At 60.0% G+C, this 18,331-nt stretch carries 15 protein-coding genes and 1 riboswitch; of the genes, 4 read left to right on the forward strand and 11 right to left on the reverse strand.

The genetic code is table 11. From position 1 onward, the window contains the following. Positions 1-47: 47 nt before the first annotated feature. The gene (locus tag H4684_RS07970) at positions 48-3,245 is read right to left on the reverse strand and encodes a hybrid sensor histidine kinase/response regulator (protein WP_192623397.1); all 3,198 of its coding nucleotides are present in this window, start codon (positions 3,243-3,245) and stop codon (positions 48-50) included. 201 nt (positions 3,246-3,446) lie between these two features. Next, positions 3,447-3,749 (reverse strand): STAS domain-containing protein, encoded by a 303-nt coding sequence (locus H4684_RS07975; protein WP_092193680.1) that lies wholly within the window; start codon positions 3,747-3,749, stop codon positions 3,447-3,449. A 312-nt stretch (positions 3,750-4,061) separates the two neighbouring features. Here H4684_RS07975 and H4684_RS07980 point away from each other — a divergent pair, with 312 nt between their 5' ends. After that, the gene (locus H4684_RS07980; RefSeq protein ID WP_192623398.1) at positions 4,062-6,161 is read left to right on the forward strand and encodes a putative bifunctional diguanylate cyclase/phosphodiesterase; all 2,100 of its coding nucleotides are present in this window, start codon (positions 4,062-4,064) and stop codon (positions 6,159-6,161) included. A gap of 72 nt (positions 6,162-6,233) precedes the next feature. Here H4684_RS07980 and H4684_RS07985 read toward each other — a convergent pair whose 3' ends face one another. The 3 genes from H4684_RS07985 to H4684_RS07995 all read right to left on the reverse strand — a co-directional run bounded on the left by H4684_RS07985 (position 6,234) and on the right by H4684_RS07995 (position 10,137). Beyond that, positions 6,234-7,619 carry an NAD(P)/FAD-dependent oxidoreductase gene (locus H4684_RS07985; RefSeq protein ID WP_092193678.1) on the reverse strand — a complete coding sequence of 462 codons (1,386 nt, stop codon included), beginning with the start codon at positions 7,617-7,619 and terminating at the stop codon, positions 6,234-6,236. 2 nt (positions 7,620-7,621) lie between these two features. After that, positions 7,622-9,463, reverse strand: coding sequence for a translational GTPase TypA (gene typA / locus H4684_RS07990; RefSeq protein ID WP_192623399.1), 1,842 nt, complete (start codon positions 9,461-9,463; stop codon positions 7,622-7,624). A gap of 236 nt (positions 9,464-9,699) precedes the next feature. After that, positions 9,700-10,137 carry a hypothetical protein gene (locus H4684_RS07995; protein WP_092193677.1) on the reverse strand — a complete coding sequence of 146 codons (438 nt, stop codon included), beginning with the start codon at positions 10,135-10,137 and terminating at the stop codon, positions 9,700-9,702. Positions 10,138-10,324: 187 nt separating this feature from the next. Beyond that, positions 10,325-10,473: riboswitch (FMN riboswitch) on the forward strand. A gap of 73 nt (positions 10,474-10,546) precedes the next feature. On the opposite strand from H4684_RS07995, the gene ribB reads away from it, so the two are divergent. The 3 genes from ribB to H4684_RS08010 all read left to right on the forward strand — a co-directional run bounded on the left by ribB (position 10,547) and on the right by H4684_RS08010 (position 13,714). Beyond that, positions 10,547-11,203, forward strand: a complete 657-nt coding sequence (gene ribB / locus H4684_RS08000; RefSeq protein WP_192623400.1) for a 3,4-dihydroxy-2-butanone-4-phosphate synthase — start codon at positions 10,547-10,549, stop codon at positions 11,201-11,203. A 103-nt stretch (positions 11,204-11,306) separates the two neighbouring features. Further along, positions 11,307-11,771 (forward strand): Cys-tRNA(Pro) deacylase, encoded by a 465-nt coding sequence (gene ybaK, locus H4684_RS08005; protein ID WP_192623401.1) that lies wholly within the window; start codon positions 11,307-11,309, stop codon positions 11,769-11,771. 188 nt (positions 11,772-11,959) lie between these two features. Next, positions 11,960-13,714, forward strand: coding sequence for a nuclease-related domain-containing protein (locus tag H4684_RS08010; RefSeq protein WP_192623402.1), 1,755 nt, complete (start codon positions 11,960-11,962; stop codon positions 13,712-13,714). A 140-nt stretch (positions 13,715-13,854) separates the two neighbouring features. Here H4684_RS08010 and phnE (H4684_RS08015) read toward each other — a convergent pair whose 3' ends face one another. From phnE (H4684_RS08015) to H4684_RS08040, 6 genes are all read right to left on the reverse strand, one after another. Then, the gene (phnE, locus tag H4684_RS08015; RefSeq protein ID WP_192623403.1) at positions 13,855-14,646 is read right to left on the reverse strand and encodes a phosphonate ABC transporter, permease protein PhnE; all 792 of its coding nucleotides are present in this window, start codon (positions 14,644-14,646) and stop codon (positions 13,855-13,857) included. Then, positions 14,639-15,424, reverse strand: a complete 786-nt coding sequence (gene phnE / locus H4684_RS08020; RefSeq protein ID WP_192623404.1) for a phosphonate ABC transporter, permease protein PhnE — start codon at positions 15,422-15,424, stop codon at positions 14,639-14,641. The genes phnE (H4684_RS08015) and phnE (H4684_RS08020) overlap by 8 nt, the downstream gene beginning before the upstream one ends. After that, positions 15,421-16,215, reverse strand: coding sequence for a phosphonate ABC transporter ATP-binding protein (gene phnC, locus H4684_RS08025; RefSeq protein WP_092193671.1), 795 nt, complete (start codon positions 16,213-16,215; stop codon positions 15,421-15,423). Before phnC ends, phnE (H4684_RS08020) begins: the two co-directional genes overlap by 4 nt. A 19-nt stretch (positions 16,216-16,234) precedes the next feature. Continuing rightward, entirely contained in the window at positions 16,235-17,251 is a 1,017-nt protein-coding gene (phnD, locus tag H4684_RS08030) for a phosphate/phosphite/phosphonate ABC transporter substrate-binding protein (protein ID WP_192623405.1), read from the reverse strand. Between the two features lie 55 nt (positions 17,252-17,306). Beyond that, positions 17,307-17,615: a hypothetical protein gene (locus H4684_RS08035; protein ID WP_192623406.1), complete on the reverse strand. Its 309-nt coding sequence runs from the start codon at positions 17,613-17,615 to the stop codon at positions 17,307-17,309. A gap of 88 nt (positions 17,616-17,703) precedes the next feature. Beyond that, entirely contained in the window at positions 17,704-18,180 is a 477-nt protein-coding gene (locus H4684_RS08040) for a ferritin-like domain-containing protein (RefSeq protein ID WP_192623407.1), read from the reverse strand. Positions 18,181-18,331 lie beyond the last annotated feature (151 nt).

Consider the following 18,331-nt stretch of genomic DNA (forward strand, 5'->3'; position numbering starts at 1 on the left):
ATTGAAGCCGTCTCGTGGATTGCGGGATTCCCCCGCATCCACGGCCGTCAGGAGGCGTAACGCTTCAACCACTCGTAAATGGACTGCAGGAGGCGCTCCTTGTCCAGCTTTACCTGATAATCGTCAATACCCACGGCCTTGCCGCGCGCCACGTCTTCATCTCCGGCCAGGGAAGTCAGGGCCACGATAGGCATCATGGAGAAACGCTTGTCCTGGCGGATGCGCCGGGAAAGTTCGAATCCATCCATATTGGGCATCTCGATGTCCGTGACCACGAGGTCGAATTTTTCCGGATCCGCGTCGAGCATGTTCCAGGCCACCACGCCATCCTCGGCCACATCGACCATGTATCCGTCATCCTCGATGAACTTCCTGACCTGGTTGCGGAAGAAATCCGAGTCCTCGACCAGGAGCAGATGCGGAACCCCGACCTCGCCCGCATCATCGGCGATCTCGATGCTGCCGCGCACCGCGAACCAATCGGGCTGTACCGTCTGGATGAGTTCGTAAATGTCCACGATGAGGGTGGTTTTGTCGCCGATGACCGCCGATCCGCTGATGCCGGGCTGCTTCAGGGTGAAGCTGTCGAGAGCGACCTGCGCCTCGATGGCGTCCACCGGCGGCTTGGCCAGAAGGCCTATCTCGTGACCGGCCATGAGGAAGACGATGACGATGAGTTCACCGGAGATGTCAAGCAAGCCCACATTGGTCGCCTGATCGAGGGAGAAGACCGGCAGGGTTCCACCACGGTACTTGATGACCCGCCGTCCGCCGACCTCTTCGATCTCGGCGGCATCGATGAGTTCCACCCGGGCCACGAGGTCAAGAGGCACGGCGCAGTATTCCTGCGGCGTGTTGCGGAAGACAAAGAGGGAGAGTTTTTCCTGGCCGGTGGCCGCCTCGGCTTCCTTGGGAGTCTGCACGGCTTCCCGGGCCACGCTCAGGCTGAGGTCGCCCAGGCGTCCCAGGCCCGCCACATCGAGGATGAGCGCGACATGCCCGTCGCCCATGATGGTCGCGCCCGCATACCCTTGGCATTCCTTAAAATGCCGGCCCAGCGGCTTGACCACGATCTCGACCGAGTCGTGGAGCTGATCGACGACCAAGCCGTACCGGAACTGTCCGGCCGAAACCACGACAAGGTTGACATCGGCCGAGGCGCACCCGGATTCGCGGATGTCGCCGAGACTCTTCTCGCCGCGCAGGATCTCGCCCACCATCTTGGAGGCTTCGCAAGAGTCGGCGTTGAGGCCCAGCACATTGGAAAGATACAGCAGCGGTATGAGCTCGCCGCGCAGCAGGAGCACTTCGGCGTCGCCAACCAGCTCCACGCGCTCCGTGATCTGATCGACGGGAATGCGCAGCAGTTCGTCGACGTTGACCTGCGGAATGGCGTAACGTTCCTGGCCCACGGATACGAGCAGGCTGGGGATGATGGCCAGAGTCAGCGGCAGCTTGATGCGGATGGTCGTGCCTTTGCCCCGCTCGGTTTCGATATCGACCTGTCCGCCGAGCTGATCCAGGTTGGACTTGACCACATCCATGCCCACGCCGCGTCCGGAAACATCCGTGACCTGCTCGGCCGTGGACAGGCCGGGCAGGAAAATCAGGTTGGCCTTTTCCTTGTCGGACATGGACTTGGCCTGATCCGGCGAGATGAGGCCGCGACTCAGGGCCTTGGCCACGATCTTTTCGGTGTCGAGTCCGCCGCCGTCATCGACGATCTCGATGATGACCTGTCCGGCCTCGTGATAGGCCTTGAGCACGATGGTACCCATGGCCTGTTTTCCGGCCTTCACGCGCACATCGGGCATCTCGATGCCGTGATCCGCTGAATTGCGGACCAGGTGGGTCAACGGATCGCCCAGGCCTTCAATGATGGTCTTGTCCAGCTCGACGTCGTTGCCTTCGAGCTGCAGGTCGATCTCCTTGCCCAGATTGCGGGCCAGATCGCGGACCACGCGCGGAAACTTGTTGAAAATGTTGCCGACCGTCTGCATGCGGGTCAGCATGATGGTTTCCTGCAGCTCGGACGTGACCAGATCGATGCGCTGCCCGGCCACCTCGATCTGGTGGATGGCGCCAGAGGAAATGGCCTGCATGAGCTGGTTGCGGCTCAAAACCAGTTCTCCCGCCAGGTTCATCAGGTCTTCGAGCAGGCTGACATGCACGCGCAGGGAATCGGGCTGAGCGATGGCGGATTTGGGAGCCTTGGGGTCGGGCCTTCGGCCCGCATCCTCGTCGGCCGTCACCTGGGGCTCGGGCCGTGGAGCAGGTGCGGCTGGCGCGGTGGGAGCAGGGGCCACGGGTGCGGCCGGAGCCGCGGGCTTGGGCGCTGGCGCGGCCAGGGCCGAGGCCAGGGTTTCCCCGCTGAAGAGCTCCGAGATCAGGGAATCAGTCCGGTCCTCGTTGGGAGTCTGCGGGGTCTGGTCCAGAAGCTCCTGGGCGAAATCGGCCACCGGGGCCGCCTGATCGGAAGGCAGGTCGATGCTCAGGGTCGTGATGAATTCGCTTCCCAGGTCCAGAAGCGCGGGCATGATGTCGTCCTCGATGATGGAACCAAAAAGAACGAAGAAAGGAATGCGATTGGAAAAATCGTCGTCCTCCAAGGTGCCCACCGCCTCGAAATCGACCTTCAGATCGAGAATCACGCCCGTGGAATCCATGCCCTTCAAAATATCGAAGATGGTCTTGTTCTTGCGCTGCACGTCATGGATCAGATCGAACTCAAGGAGGTAAAGGTTCTTCCCCCCCTTCTTGTTCTGAAGCAGATCGAACTCCGCGACCTCGAAGACGACTCGTCCCCGATTATCCCGGACCTCGACCAGACGATCCACGGAAGCCTTCTCCTCGCCCTCCAGATTGGCCGAAGCCGCCGCCGTCAGGGCCGCGACATGATCGTCGATATACGCGTCATTGCTCTCGGCCACATTGGAGATCAGGTCACGCAACTTGTCGAAGGCCAAAAGGACGATGTTGACCACTTCGGGCTCCGGGACAAGCTCGCGATTGCGGACCATGTCCAGGATGTTTTCGATCTTGTGTCCCAGGTCCTTGATCTTGGTCAGACCCAGAAATCCGGCACCCCCCTTGATGGAATGCGCCGCGCGAAAAACCTTGTTGACCAGCTCGACATCGATATCCGCACCCGCCTGTTCAATGGCCAGCAAATCGTTCTCGATATCCCCGAGGTGCTCGGCTGCTTCTTCCACGTACATTTGGAGAGTTTCGTCATCCATCATCATTGTGCGAACTCCATATGGATTTCAATTTATGAGGCCTTCTCCCGCGCCCGCGGGCACCGGTCCCAAGCGCCCGGGCTTGCGCCCGCGCTCCGGATCTAAAAAAAACGACCGGGAACGATCTGCCCTCCCCTGGCTCCCGCCATTGGCAACAAAGGGCATTTCTCACCTGCAACGATGGCGGGCATTTGCCGCCTGACCGCGTTATGAGTCCAGGTTCAGATGCTGGTCAAGACGCATCGACTTGAAAAGTTTGATTATATTTCCTGAAGCGTTGACAATGATCAACTTCCCGCCTTTTTTCTTCATGGAATTGTGCGTGGCAATGATCACTCCGATACCTATGGAGTCCATCATCCCCGCCCCGGTCAGATCGATACGCACCTCCGCCGGGGAGTCCGCCAGCAACGAAGCCAGCTCCTGCTTGAACTCCGGAACCATGGAGGACACAAGATCCTGACCCGGGGTGATGGTGGCAATATTCCCTTCGCGGACGATAGCAGACATAGGCGGCTCCTTAGGAGAAAAATCATGGCTGGGAGGACCTTCTTACACACGGGTCCATACGATATCAATCTACATCACTGGTAATAATTTGCAACAATTACTGATCATTGCTCCCAAAATTTCGCATACGCGCGCTACCCGCCCTACATAATCCCGTACACAGCCAACATAAAAGACGTTTTTCGCGTATGCCGAGAATATGCGCTTTGCCCTTGTCAACATTCTGATTTTCTGGAAAATATAAGTTTGCTTGTCGTTAACCGGCTAAAAAGCGTGGATACGCATAAACCATTACCCAAGAAAAATTTCCTGATGACATCCACCCAGCACGCGCCGAACACCGAACCACCCGTCACTACCAGTATCCTGCTGGTCGAAGACAACGCCATTGTCGCCTTCGACATGCAGCAACGGCTGCAAAAGCTCGGGTACCAGGTCCAGGGCATCATCACCTCCGGCGAGGAAGCCATCGCCGCAGTTGCACGGCAAGCGCCGTCACTGATCCTCATGGACATCTTTCTCGATGGGCGCATCGACGGCATCGAAGCGGCCAAGGCCATCCTTGAAAACACGCAGATCCCCATCATCTTCCTGACCGCCCATGACGACGAAGAAACCCTTGGGCGCGCCAAGATCACCGAGACCTTCGGCTACATCATAAAACCCGCCGAATCCCGGGACCTGCACGTAGCCATCGAAATCGCCCTCTACAAGCATTCCGCCGCGCAGGCGCTCCAGAAGAGCGAACAGCAGTACAGGCTGCTTTTCGATTCCATGCTGAACGGCTTCGCCCTGCACGAGGTCGTGACCGACGCTTCGGGAAAACCCAGGGATCTGCTCTTCCTCGACGTCAACCCGGCCTTTGCCAGCTTCTTCGGCCTGCCCGCAAAAGACATCGTCGGACGCAGCCTGCGTCAGCTTTCGGAAAAGGTCGAACCTTACTGGATCGACATCCTCGCCAAGACCGCCATGACCCGCGAGTCGATCCGCTTCGACAGCTTCGCGGGATTCGTGGGCAAACATTTCTCCGTGGTCGCCTTCAGCCCCCAGCCCAGGCAGGTGGCCGCCATATTCGAGGACACCACCAAGCGCAAGGACGCCGAAAAGCATCTGCAGCACCGAACCTTCCACGACGCCCTGACCAACCTGCCCAACCGCGCCCTCTGCCTGGACCGCATCCAGCAGGCCATGGAGCGCAGCCAGGTACGCGACGACTACCTCTTTGCCGTCGTGCAGGTCGATATCGACCGCTTCAAGGACGTCAACGACAGCCTCGGGCATCTTGTCGGCGACCAGCTGTTGCAGTCCATAGGCCACATCCTGCTTGATACCGTGTCCGCGGTGGACACGGTGGCACGCCTTGGCGACGACGAGTTCGTGGTGCTGCTGGAGGAATTGCCATCCAGGAAAGCGGGCACGGCCACCATCAAAAAAATCAAGTCCGCCCTGAACCGCACCCTGGACATCGAACATCATCCCATCCACATCAGTGCGTGTTTCGGCGCTCTCTTCGGGCCCAACGAATACACCTCGCCCGAATACTTTCTGCAGGGAGCCAACATCGCCCTGCGCCACGCCCAGGAACAGGGCCTGGACCAGCTGCGCTTTTACGCGCCGGAAATGCAGGACAAGGCCCTCAGGAAACTGGACACGGAAACACGGCTGCGCAACGCCATCAGCGAAAACGAGTTCTTCCTGGCCCTGCAACCAATTTTCTCCATCGGCCAGAACCCGACCCTGAGCGGCTTCGAAGCCCTCTTGCGCTGGAAGCCCAAGGACAAGGACTGGGTTCCCCCCAGCGAATTCATCCCCATTGCCGAACAGACCGGGCTCATCCTGCCCATCGGACAATGGGTGCTGGAGCAATCCTGCAAGGTATTGCGATCCTGGGCCGAAAAATACCCGGAAAATGCCTTCAGCGTGTCCGTCAACCTGTCCGCGCGCCAGTTCTCCGATCCCGATCTGGTGCAAAACCTGTTCAACTGCATCCGCCACAACCGCATCAACCCATTGCAGCTCAAGCTCGAGATCACGGAAAGCGACGTCATGACCAACCCCGAGGCGACGATCCAGAAGCTTCGCATCATGAAGGAGCTCGGCATGGCCATTCTGGTCGATGATTTCGGCACGGGCTACTCGTCCATGAGCTACCTGCAACGCTTTCCCATCGACACGCTCAAAATCGACCGCAGTTTCGTGACTCATCTGGACAAGCACGCCAACCGCGTCATCGTGCGCACCATCGTCAACCTGGCCCACAGCCTTGGCCTGTCCGTGGTGGCCGAGGGCATCGAGACCGAAGCCCAATACCTGACGCTCAGGGAGATGGGCTGCGAATACGCGCAGGGCTACCATTTCTCCAAACCCATCCTGCTCGACCAGATCGACGAGTTCATCCGCGAACACATCTGAAAAAAGAGAGAGCGCTCCCGTCATGAAACGGCAACGCCCCTCTTTATCGTCAACTGATCCCGGAAATGAAGCCTAGCCCTTTGTAATAATGCTCTTGGCGGGGATGAGGCCCGTCGCCGCGGCCGAAACGATGTTTCCAGCCACTCCGGGTCCGTCTCCGGCCACGTAGAGTCCCCCGATAGCGGTCTGCAGATTTTCGTCGCATTCCACCTGCGTGGCGAAGAACTTGATCTCCGGCGCATACAGGAGCGTTTCGTCGTTGGCCACGCCCGGCACGACCTGGTTGAGCTTTTCGAGGCCCTCGACCAGGTTGGCCAGAATGCGCTCGGGCAGGGCCATGGCGATGTCGCCGCAGACCACCTTCTTCAAGGTTGGCTCGATGTAGCTGTTGCGGATGCGGTTCCAGGTGGAGCGGCGGCCGCGCTTCAAATCGCCGAAACGCTGCAGGATGGGCTTTCCGCCCCCGATCAGGGTCGCCAGGCGGCCGATGGATTCGCCATAGGCTTGGTTATCCGTGACGGGCTCGTTCAGGACCACCTTGGACAGGAAGGCGAAGTTGGTGTTCTCGCTTTTCTTGTCCATGTAGGCATGGCCGTTGACGCAGACGAAATCCTGGTAGTTTTCCTGGGCGATGAACCCGCCGTAGTTGGTGCAGAAGGTACGGGTCAGGTCGTCGTACTTGGAGGTGCGGATGAAGAAGGTCGGATCGTAGATGATGGAGCACAGGTCCTGCATGATCTCGTTGTGCACTTCCACGCGCACCCCGACCTCGATGCCGCGCTGGGTCACGGCCAGACCGTGGCGCTGCACGAGCTGGCCGACCCATTCGGCCCCCACCCTGCCCGGAGCCAGAATGACGTTATCCGCCAGATACTCGCCCTTGGCCGTGGTCACGCCGCGCACCCTGCCGCCCTCGACCAGGATGTCGACCACCTCCTCCTTGGTGCGCACGGTCACGCCCTTGGACTTGATGTACTCGACCATGCCGGTGATGTGACCGGGCAGGTTGTCGCTGCCGAGGTGCTTCTGCTTGATGACCAGCAGGTCGATGCCGAACTTGCGGGCCTCCTTGCGGATGGAGCGGGCTTCGTCGATGTTGGTCGGATAGACCTTTCCGTCCATGCCGAAGCGGTTGAAGATGGCCTCGGTCTCGTCGATGAGCTCTGTGGCCTTGCCCAGACTCATGAACTGGGTCAGGTCGGTCTTGCCCAGCTTGGGTATGAAGTTGAGCTTGCCGTCGGAAAAGAGCCCCGCACCGCCCATGCCCGCCAGGATGTTGCAGGGCTTGCAATGAATGCAGTCCTGCGCCTCGGTCATGGGGCAGTTGCGGATCAGCGAGTCGCGACCCTTCTCGATCACAAGCACATCGAGGCTTGCATGCTCGGCCAGATGATAGGCCGCGAACAGACCGGCCGGACCGCCGCCGACAATGATCACGTCATGGACTTTCTTCTGCATCTCTATTTTCCTTCGACCTTCTTCTTGCGCGCGACCATGCTGTGCCGTTTCTGGGCCGAAAGCTCGATCTTGCGCAGGCGGATGTTCAGGGGAGTGATCTCGACCATCTCGTCGTCGCGGATGAAATTGAGCGCCATTTCAAGGGTCATGGGCAACACGGGGGTGAGGATGATGGCCTCATCCTTGCCCGAGGCGCGCATGTTGGTCAGCTTTTTTTCCTTGCAGGGGTTGATGTCGATGTCGTTATCGCGGTTGTGCTCGCCGACGATCATGCCCTCGTAGACCGCATCACCGGGACGCACGAACATCCGGCCGCGCGGCTCCAGATTGAAAAGCGCGTACGGCACGGCCTGACCCTGACGGTCGCAGACCAGCGAACCGGAAAAACGGGTCGGGAAATCGCCCCGGTACTCGCCGTATCCGTCGAACAGGGAATTCATGATGCCCGTGCCCTTGGTGTCGGTCAGAAATTCGTCCCGGTAGCCGATGAGAGCGCGGGACGGGACGGAAAATTCCATGCGCACGCGGCCGCTGCCGTTGTTGACCAGATTGAGCAGTTTGCCCCGGCGGATGGACAGTTTTTCCGTGACCACGCCCATGAAGGCCTCGTCGCAGTCCACGTAAACGTGTTCCATGGGCTCAAGGAGCTTGCCGCCTTCTTTCTTGTAGATGACCTCGGGACGACCGACGCCCAGCTCGAAGCCTTCGCGGCGCATGGTCTCGATGATGATGGCCAGCTGGAATTCACCGCGACCCTTGACGATCATGGAGTCCCTGTCCTCGCTCTCCTCGACCTGGATGGCCACGTTGGTCAGGGCCTCTTTTTCGAGACGGTCCTTGATCTTGCGCGACTGCACGATCTTGCCCTCGCGTCCGGCAAAAGGCGAGGTGTTGATGGTGAAGCGCATGGACACGGTGGGCTCGTCCACGTCGATGCGCTTCAGGCGCACCGGGCTTTCCTTCAGGCAGATGGTGTCGCCGATGCTGACCTTGTTCAGGCCGGCCATGACCACGATGTCGCCCATCTCGACGGCGGCCTGATCCTTGAGCTGCATTCCTTCGTAGGCTTGCACCTTGGTCGGCCGGAAGGCGAGCTGGTCGTTTTCGCCCATGCACAGAAGATCGGCCTTGTCCTGCAGCAGGCCGGCCTTGATCTTGCCGATGACCAGGCGACCCAGGTAATCCGAATACCCCAGATCCGAGACAAGCATCTGAAAGGGTGCGGCAGGATCGAAACGAGGGCCGGGGATGTGCTCCAGGATGAGGTCGAAGAGGCAGGAAAGATCCTTGCCAGGCTCATCAAGCACCGGAGAGGCCACACCGTCGCGGCCGATGGCGTAAAGCACCGGAAATTCGAGCTGGTCCTCGTCGGCGCCAAGATCGATGAACAGGTCGTAGACCTCGTCCAGCACTTCCTGCGGCCGGGCATCGGCGCGGTCGATCTTGTTGACTACGACCAGAATGGGCAGGCTCGCGTCCAGGGCTTTCTTGAGCACGAACCGGGTCTGGGGCAGCGGGCCCTCGGAGGAGTCCACCAGCAGCACCGCGCCGTCGACCATGGACAGGGCGCGCTCCACTTCCCCGCCAAAATCGGCGTGGCCGGGGGTGTCGACGATATTGATCTTCACGCCTTTCCAGCGCACGGAGCAATTCTTGGCGGCGATGGTGATACCGCGTTCGCGCTCCAGATCCATGGAATCCATGACGCGGTCGTCCATGGCCTGGTTGTCCCGGAAAACTCCGGACTGTCGGAACATGACGTCCACCAGGGTGGTCTTGCCATGGTCAACGTGTGCGATGATCGCGATATTTCTGATATTGTCATTTTTCTGCATGGTGGGCATTTTTTCCTCGTGGAGCATAAAAAACGGCTTCCTTGACTGAAGCCGATGTGGAGTTGGTCGTACGGCGCACAACACACGGCGCACAACACACGGCGCACGACACTATTTTTCCATTACGCGCACCTTTCGTGCGACGTCAAGAAGGAAAGAAACGAAAAAAGCGGATCTTTCTAAGGGCGCAAATCCGGACAGGCGGCCGTTTGAGGGCTGGCGGCAGGAAAAGAGGGCCTGAAAACCTACTTGAACATCCCGCAGCGCATGTTGCGGATGGCGTCCTTGAACTGGATCTCGGCAGTGCAGGGCTTCATCAGTTTCTGAACATAACCCAGACCAAAGGTGGGATGATCAATGACATCGCCGATCTGAAACGTACGCTCCATGCTGTAGGACAGGGGTTTGGCGCAGGGGGTGACCAGCTTTTCCCACTGTTCGAGCAGAGCCTGGGCCTGCTTGCTGGAAGCCAGGGCAGCCTTCTTGGGACGAGGGGTGGCGGGTTTCTTGACCTTGGGCTCGGCAGTTGGCGACACATAGGCGTGACGTGCGTTACAAACCTTGCACTCGACCTTGGCGATCTTCTCGCCGGACATGACGACCACGTGATGATCGGTCACGGTCTTGCATTTCTTGCATAGGGACTCGACGGAACTGCCTGCTTGTATTTGATTTTCTGTCATGTTCGATCCTTTGAAGTAACGTTGCGGGAAAAAAAAGCCACAAGGGAAAATCCTTGTGGCATGTTCTCTATTGAAGCACTCTACCCCGTTACCGTGCGCGAGGCAATGGTCGAATTTGCCATTTTGTCATACAGGACTTTTTACGGCCTTCGCACCGTTGACAGCGCCCGCCTCGCCGCGCATGGTGCCCACTTCTCAGGGCGGGGTGCAATTCCCCACCGGCGGTATCCCGCTTCACGGCGGGGAGCCCGCGAGCGCTCCCGGAGGTCCGGGAGGTCAGCAGATCCGGTGCGAGGCCGGAGCCGACGGTGACAGTCCGGATGAAAGAGAAGACGGCGTACCGTTCACGGGCGTGAACGGTTCTTTTCAGCCGCGCCCTGATTCACGTTCAATTCCAAGGAGAACCACCGTGAATCAGTTTTCAGAAAGTTTTGAAAACACCCCTCCCCGCATCCGGGTCGAACGCGCCCTTGCGGCCTTGCAACAAGGGCGGGGGGTGCTGGTCACCGACAACGAAAACCGCGAAAACGAAGGCGATCTGATCTTCGCCGCCCAGTCCCTGACCACGGCCCAGATGGCCATGCTCATCCGCGAATGCAGCGGCATCGTCTGCCTGTGCCTGCCCGAGGACAAAGTCCGCGCCCTGGACCTGGCGCCCATGGTCAGCAACAATTCCAGCCGTTACCAGACTGCCTTCACCGTCTCCATCGAAGCCGCCCAGGGGGTGACCACGGGAGTGTCCGCCGCCGATCGCGTGCGCACGGTGCAGGCCGCCATCGCCGACGATGCCCGCCCCGGGGATCTGCATCGTCCCGGCCACATCTTCCCGCTTCGCGCCTGTCCGGGCGGGGTTCTGGAACGCGAAGGCCACACCGAAGCCACCGTGGACCTCATGCGCCTGGCCGGACTCAAGCCCTGCGGCGTACTGTGCGAAGTCACCAACGAAGACGGCACCATGGCCCGCATGCCCGAAATCCAGGAGTTCGGAAGACGCCACGAGCTCCCCGTGGTGACCATCGACGACATCAAGGAATACATCCAGGCCTCGGCACAGGCCGCAAGCTAGCGACTCCTCCGGCACGGCGCTTCCGGCGACCCGGCGCGCCGTGCCTTTCCAGACTTCATTTTCCGGACTGGACTTTTTCCGCCCGCCTTTGTAGCCGCACCCCATGACCCCCGCCATAAACGCCGCCAAAAAAGCAGGAATCACATTTGTCGTACGAGAATACGACCATGACCCGTCATGCACGTCCTACGGCCTGGAAGCGGCCGAAAAACTCGGCGTCGATCCCTGCCAGGTCTTCAAGACCCTGGTCGCGGATCTGGGCGGGGAGCTGGTGGTGGCCGTCATTCCGGTGGAGAGCATGCTCGGGCTCAAACAATTGGCCAAGGCCGCCGGGGCCAAGAAGGCGGCCATGGCCGACAGGGTCCTCGTGGAGCGCGCCACCGGCTACGTGCTTGGCGGGGTCAGCCCTCTGGGACAGAAAAAGCGGCTGCGCACCTTCATCGACATCTCGGCTCAGGACCACCCCGTCATGCTGGTCAGCGGAGGTCGGCGAGGCCTTGATATCGAACTCGCTCCCGAAGACCTGGCCCGTATGACCGCTGCCCGCTTTGCGCCTCTTGCGCAATAAGGGCCGCCCCTGCTCGCTATCCCGGCCCGGCCAGGCTTGAGGTTCGGCCACGGGGGCCGCTTTCAATGCGGGAGGCACCGTGCATGACGGCAACTGTCATACACGCGCAAACCTTGACTTATTTTCCAATCCAAGGCTTATACTTCACGAGGTAAAGACTACGTAACGCAAGAACAGGTCGAGGCGTCATGGCACATATTCACGGTAAAGCGGTTCAAAGCGGCAATACCCGGGCCTCTGCCCGCCATAAGGACATTCTGCTGCGCCTCATCCTGCCCCTGCTTCTCGTTCTGATACCGGCTGGGGCAGGCCTGTATGCATTCGGGCATAACCAGCCGTGGATCACCGCCATCTTCGCCGTCTTCTTCATCGCGGCCACTCTGCGCTTCGAAGAGCTCGGCCTCGCCTTCTCGCATCATTTCTCGCATTCGCAGACAAACTCCCAGGCCTCACGGATCGTGAGCAAGGCCTTGCGGCAGCTCCCAAGCGAATACCATGTCTTTCATGATCTGCATTTCGAAGGCAACCAGCTCGATCACGCCGTGATAGGCCCAAACGGGCTCTTCCTGATCAGAACCAGAAGCCATCTCGGAAATGTCACGGCCTCGGGCGAATCCCTGCGCCTGAACGGATGGCCGTTCATGCTGGACATGCTGACCCAGTGCTGGAACCTGACCCAAAAACTGACCCGGCACATGGATCTGCAGTACGCAGGCGGCGTGCACCCCTGCCCGGTACTGTGTTTCAGCCGGGCCAGCGTCGGCATTGCGGGCCCGGTGCGCGGCGCGCTGGTTGTCGAGGCCGGGAATCTGGTCCAGGCCATCCTGGCTCACGATGACGCCCTGCCTGCGGACAGGATGTATGTTCTGATCGATAAACTCACCGGGCTGGTGAGCGCCGACACAGGAGCTGAACCCGACGACGAGGACGAGCTCCAGGCCGACCGGACACCTCGGGGCTTACTCAAATCAAATCTGCCCGTCTGCGCCGGATGCCGCCACCAGCCAAGCGCTGAAGAATTCGGGCTCTTTCCCGGAGAGTGCCCGAAATGCGGTCGCCTCTACTCCGTCACGCACGAGGAATCCGAGGCACGCCCCGGGCCCAAGCCTTTGAAGGTTCTCTGGAAGCCGAGCCTGCTGCAGCTCGGGATAACCTTTTTGCTCATCGCCGGATGCACGGGGTACGTCGCGCACAGGCAGGGCCTGCTCGGCCTGGAGCAATTGTTCATTCAATCGCGGCAAACCGCCGATACCGAGCCTGCGGCGTCCGATGCACTTTCTCCCGCCGCGGAAAACGGGTCCTCCCCCGTCGTCGTGGCGGAGCAAACCGCTGGCGCGGACAATGAGACCAGCACCCCGCCGCAAGCGGACATCATGACGCCCGATCCGCGACCAGGCACCGGCATGACGCAAAACGAGCCGGCATCGCCGGTCTATTCCCAATCCGGCGACAACATCGCGCCATCCCTGCCCGAGCAGGCACTTGGAGTGAACGCAAGCTGCGCGACCGTGGCCCAGGCGCTCCCGAACGCCACTTCGGAAGACGCGCAGGCGCTCCCAAGCGCCGCCTCGGCAGAGGCGCAGGCACTTCCGAAGGCCACTTCGAAGAATACGGATGCGCCTTCCATCGACACTGTCCAAGGCTCTCCAGCGCCCGCCGCGACGCTTCCGAAGCCAAAAGCCGAGACGGCCCAGGCCCCTCCCCGGAACCCTGACGAATCGTTCGACAAGGGCAGACTGGTCGTCACCTCGTCCCGGCCTCTTGTTTTGTGGTTCAGGAACCAGCAGACCTGCAAGGACTTCGGCCCCTTCGAGATCAAGGCCAAACGCGTGAAGGACATCGTCCTGCCCAAGGGCTTCTACAGCGTGGTCTATCTGGAAAACGGCAAACGCAGGCACACGACCATGAGCTTCCTGAGCGACCAGGGACAACTCGATTTCTAGCCCGGCGCAAATGCGCACGGCCTTCGACATCTGTCAGGGCAAACGTCCACAACATCCGGCGTGAAACTGAGAAACCCGCGTCACGGAAAACTCTGGGTTTTCCGTGGCGCGGGTTTGTCTTTGCAGTGATGCGATGAATGCTAGATGATTTTCTGCCTGATCTTCGTGACCACGATCTCGGCCACGATGACCACGGCAAAGATGCACAGCAGGATGAGCGCGACCTGATTCCAGCGAAAAAGGGCGATGGCCGTGTCCAGCGCCATGCCTATCCCGCCCGCGCCGACCAGTCCGATAACCGCCGACTCGCGCACGTTGATATCCCACCGAAACAGGGTGATCCCCCAGAAGGCCGGTGAAACCTGGGGCCAGTAAGCCTTGAGGAAGATGCTCGGCCAGGGGGCCCCCGCCGCCTTCAATGCTTCCACCGGCCCCTTGTTGCATTCCTCCAGGGCCTCGCCCAGGAGCTTGCCGCAAAAACCGATGGAGCGAAATCCGATGGCGATGGTCCCGGCCAGGGCGCCGGGGCCGAAAACGGCCACGAACAGGATCGCCCAGACAAGGGTGTTCACCGAACGCGAAGAGACAAGGATCAGCCGTGCCAGCCAGTTCAGGGCCGGGATCGGGGTGATGTTGCTGGCGGCCAGCAGCGCCACCGGCAGCGACATGACCAGCGCCAGAATGGTGCCCATGCCCGCGATGTGCATACTCTCGACCAGGGCCTGGTGCACGCCTTCGCGATAGTGAGCGACATCCGGCGGCCACATGCGTGCGAACATGTCCGCCATCTGGGTCGGGGCATCGTACAGGAATTCCGGAACGATCTGCACCGTGCGCATCGAAACGACCAGGGCGGTGACCGCGGCCAGATAGATCGCAAACCGGGCCAGTCTTTGAGCGGGAGTGAAACGCTCCCAGGTGCGACTAGTCATTGAACACCGCCTTGACTATGGATGCGAGGTATTCCCCGAGCATGACGAGGATGATGATCGAGATGAGGATCGCGGCCAGGAAGTCGTAGTCGAAGCGCTGAAACGCCGCGAACAGCGTCCCGCCGATGCCGCCCGCGCCGACGATTCCGACCATGGTCGAATTGCGGATGTTCGCGTCGAACTGATATGTGGCGAACCCGATGAAGCGATTCAGCACCTGCGGCAGCACGGCATACAGGATGACGCTCATGAACGGGGCTCCGGCGGCCCGACAGGCCTCCACCGGCTTGAGGGAAATCTCCTCGATGGCTTCGGCGAAGAGCTTGCCGATGAAGCCGATGGACGCGAAGATCAGGGTCAGGATGCCCGCCAGCGGGCCGAATCCCACCGCCTTCACGAACAGGATGGCAAAGATGACCGGATGAAAGGAGCGGCAGATGGCAATGAGAATGCGGGCCGGCCAGGTCGCCCAGGTCGGCATCAGGTTGCGCGAGGCGGCCAGGCCGATGGGCAGGGAGAAGGCCACGCCGAACGCCGAGGCGATCACCGCGATTTCAAGCGTCTCCAGAAGGTTGCCCAGCAACAGCTTCCAGCGCTCGAAATTGGGCGGAATCATGCTCCCCAGGAATTTCGCGCCATTCTCAAGGCCGATCACGAAACGGTCCCAGGTGATGTCCAGGGACCAGAACGCGAGCACGCAATAGCCGATCACGGCGAGCCACCCAAGGCGCGCAAGCCAGTTGGGCTTGAAGGCTCTTCTGGTGTTGACCGCGCTCATGACAACCAGTCCTCGCCGCCGTAGATCTGCTTGAGATGATCGTCCGTCAGCTCCGAGGGCGGGCCGTCGAACACGATGCTCCCCAGCGACATGCCGATGACCCGGTCGGCGAAGCGCTTGGCCAGGTTCACGTCATGGATGTTGATCAGCACCGGAATGTCGTGCGCCTTGGAGAAATCGTTCAGAAGCCCCATGATCTCGACGGATGTCTTGGGATCAAGGGAGGACGTGGGCTCGTCGGCCATGATCACGTCGGGGTTCTGCATCACGGCCCGGGCGATGCCCACGCGCTGACGCTGCCCGCCGGACAGGGCGTCGGCCCGCTCGGTGGCGAATTCGCTCAGGCCGACCATGTCGATCAGCTCGAAAGCCCGATCGATGTCGTGCTGCTCGAATCTGCGCAGCCAGGCCCGCCAGACCGGCACGAATCCGAGTCTGCCGCAGAGCACGTTCTCGATGACCGAGAGGCGCTCCACAAGGTTGAATTCCTGAAAGACCATGCCCACGTGGTGCCGGGCCAGGCGCAGTTCCTTGCCCGAAAGCCGCGTGATTTCGTGTCCGGCCACGGTGATGGTGCCGCTGGTCGGGTCGATGAGGCGGTTGATGCAGCGCAGCAGCGTGCTCTTGCCTGTCCCGGAGGGGCCGATGATGGCCACCGTGGAACAGCCCCGTACCTCGAAGGAGATGTTTTTGAGAACCGGCTTGCCCGGAACGTAAGCCTTGACCAGATCTTTTACGATCAGGGAACGGGAGGCATTCCCCCCGTTCCCGTTATTGCTTGATGACGTCACGATAATGCCTTGTATGTGATTACTGCTTCTTGGCTTTCTTTTCCGCGTCCGCCTTTTCCTTGGCGATCATGGCCTTGAGGCCTTCCTCGTTGTAGCTCGCGCCGGTGGCCTCTGCGATATCGCGAATGACCGCCCAATCCTTCTGGTAGCTGATGGGGAAGAAACGATCCGCGCCGTCAAAGGCCTTCTTCATCTCGTCGGTGTAGCGATAGGTGTAGAACGCTTCCTTGATCTTCTCGACCAGATCCGGGCAGAGCTGGCTGGAGTAGCCGAAGGATGACGTGGGGAAACGGGGGCTGGTGTAGATGATGCGCACGGCGCCTTCATCCACGCGACCGGCGCGCAGCATGCGCTCGTACACGTCCGAGGCCACAGGGGCGGCATCGTAGTCGCCGTGAACGACGCCCAGGACGGACTGGTCGTGCTTGCCGGAGTAGACGACGGTGTAGTCTTCGTCAGGCACGATTCCCTGGGCCGGGAAAAGCGCGCGGGGTGCCAGGTTGCCAGAGTTGGACGAGGGAGAAGTGTGCGCGACCTTCTTGCCCTTGAGATCGGCCATGGTCTGAATGGGGCTGTCCTTCTTGACGATCACGATCAGGTTGTAGCCCTGGAACGCCTCGGCATCACCCTTGACGGCGATGGGCACGTAACCGGCCAGGTTCACGGCGAAGCCGGTGGGCCCGGTGGAATAGCCAGCGATATGCAGGCGGCCGGAGCGCATGGCCTCTACCTGGGCCGAGTTGGAGTGCACGGTGTAGTAAATGACGTCCTTGCCCGTGATCTTCTTGATGTGGGCCTGAAAATCGGCAAACAGATCCTGATATACGGCGGGATCTTCAACCGGGGTATAGGTGAAAACCAGGGTGGAAGGATCTTTGCATTCGCCGGGGAGCGCGTTGTCGGCGACCAGATCCTTGTCGTTGTCGCAATACATTTTGTCCAGAATTCCGCGGTAGGTACATTCATCCGCGAATCCGGGAACGGCGACGGCCAGGATCATCACCGCGGCCAGAAAGCCCAAGAAACCCTTCTTCATGATCATCTCCTTGTTACAGTGTTGGTTCAGACAACGCGGCTGATGCACCAGCAAATCAAGGCAAAGCCGCTAAAAAACCGATGCCGGAAGGAGGCGGCGAAAGGCCAGCCTCTTTGTTTTGTACGTTCGCAACAGAAACAGGTCGCTCGTTTTCGAAAAGAAAAATTGCGAAAATGCCACGCTCCAATTCAACAACACACCCTGCCCACATTCGGGACAGTGTCGCGAAAGGCTCGATACGAAGGCGCAAGAGACGCCAGGAAAAGCGCGGTTCAAGCGATGATTCACGCGCCCTTGCCCCCTGTTCCGTCGCCGAAAACTTTAACCGAATTGTGACGTTAGCGCAATGTGAACTCGCAGCCATGTGGCAGGTTCCTGGCAAAAAACGAAAAAAAAAGAGGCTCCCGGATTCGCACCCGAAAGCCCCCAGGAGGATGTCCTTGCAGAACCGTCTATTTACGCAGCATGCCCGCCAAAAGGCGCAGGTGAGTGCGCTCCTCGTCGATGCAGGCCTGCACGTGCTTTCTGTCCCCTTCGGGCACGAATTCGCGCATTTCGAGGAAGAACATGATCGTGTCCTTCTCGAATCCCATGGCCGTTTCGATGGCCTCCTCGGGAGAACCCATGAAGGTTTTGAGATGATTCACGTCGCCCAGACGGAAAAGAGTGTGTGAATCGAGCAGATACTTGAGGTAGTCCACATACTCGTCCTCCTCGGCCCAGGCCGGGAGCTCCACTTCCCCCACCCGCTCATAGAGCTTGGCGAAGATCTCACGGTGTTTTGTCTCCTCCTTTGCAAGAAAGGAGAACAGATCCTTGAGTTTGGGCTCGGTGGTGGTCTCGACCAGACGATTGTAGAAGACTTCGCCGCGGGTTTCGACTTCCTGGGCGGCCAGGAGAATGTCCGTTGCCTTGAATATTCCAGCCATAAAACCTCCTACCTGGCAGTCCAAAAACGGCGACCTGCTTCGTCACTGCAGAAAATCTAGACCCTCACGTATGTCTCTATACGCTTCGGGCCTGGATTTTCTTTGTTCCTCGCATCTCACCATTTTTGAACAGCCTGGACATTTGTATTTC

The organism is Desulfomicrobium macestii, from assembly GCF_014873765.1.
Lineage (GTDB): Bacteria > Desulfobacterota > Desulfovibrionia > Desulfovibrionales > Desulfomicrobiaceae > Desulfomicrobium > Desulfomicrobium macestii.

Excerpts from the sequence above, each read along its gene's own strand:
- H4684_RS07970 (WP_192623397.1), bottom strand. The coding sequence starts at position 3,245 with ATGATGATGGATGACGAAACTCTCCAAATGTACGTGGAAGAAGCAGCC.
- H4684_RS07975 (WP_092193680.1), bottom strand. The coding sequence starts at position 3,749 with ATGTCTGCTATCGTCCGCGAAGGGAATATTGCCACCATCACCCCGGGT.
- H4684_RS07980 (WP_192623398.1), top strand. The coding sequence starts at position 4,062 with ATGACATCCACCCAGCACGCGCCGAACACCGAACCACCCGTCACTACC.
- H4684_RS07985 (WP_092193678.1), bottom strand. The coding sequence starts at position 7,619 with ATGCAGAAGAAAGTCCATGACGTGATCATTGTCGGCGGCGGTCCGGCC.
- typA (WP_192623399.1), bottom strand. The coding sequence starts at position 9,463 with ATGCCCACCATGCAGAAAAATGACAATATCAGAAATATCGCGATCATC.
- H4684_RS07995 (WP_092193677.1), bottom strand. The coding sequence starts at position 10,137 with ATGACAGAAAATCAAATACAAGCAGGCAGTTCCGTCGAGTCCCTATGC.
- ybaK (WP_192623401.1), top strand. The coding sequence starts at position 11,307 with ATGACCCCCGCCATAAACGCCGCCAAAAAAGCAGGAATCACATTTGTC.
- H4684_RS08010 (WP_192623402.1), top strand. The coding sequence starts at position 11,960 with ATGGCACATATTCACGGTAAAGCGGTTCAAAGCGGCAATACCCGGGCC.
- phnE (WP_192623403.1), bottom strand. The coding sequence starts at position 14,646 with ATGACTAGTCGCACCTGGGAGCGTTTCACTCCCGCTCAAAGACTGGCC.
- phnE (WP_192623404.1), bottom strand. The coding sequence starts at position 15,424 with ATGAGCGCGGTCAACACCAGAAGAGCCTTCAAGCCCAACTGGCTTGCG.
- phnD (WP_192623405.1), bottom strand. The coding sequence starts at position 17,251 with ATGAAGAAGGGTTTCTTGGGCTTTCTGGCCGCGGTGATGATCCTGGCC.
- H4684_RS08035 (WP_192623406.1), bottom strand. The coding sequence starts at position 17,615 with ATGGCTGCGAGTTCACATTGCGCTAACGTCACAATTCGGTTAAAGTTT.
- H4684_RS08040 (WP_192623407.1), bottom strand. The coding sequence starts at position 18,180 with ATGGCTGGAATATTCAAGGCAACGGACATTCTCCTGGCCGCCCAGGAA.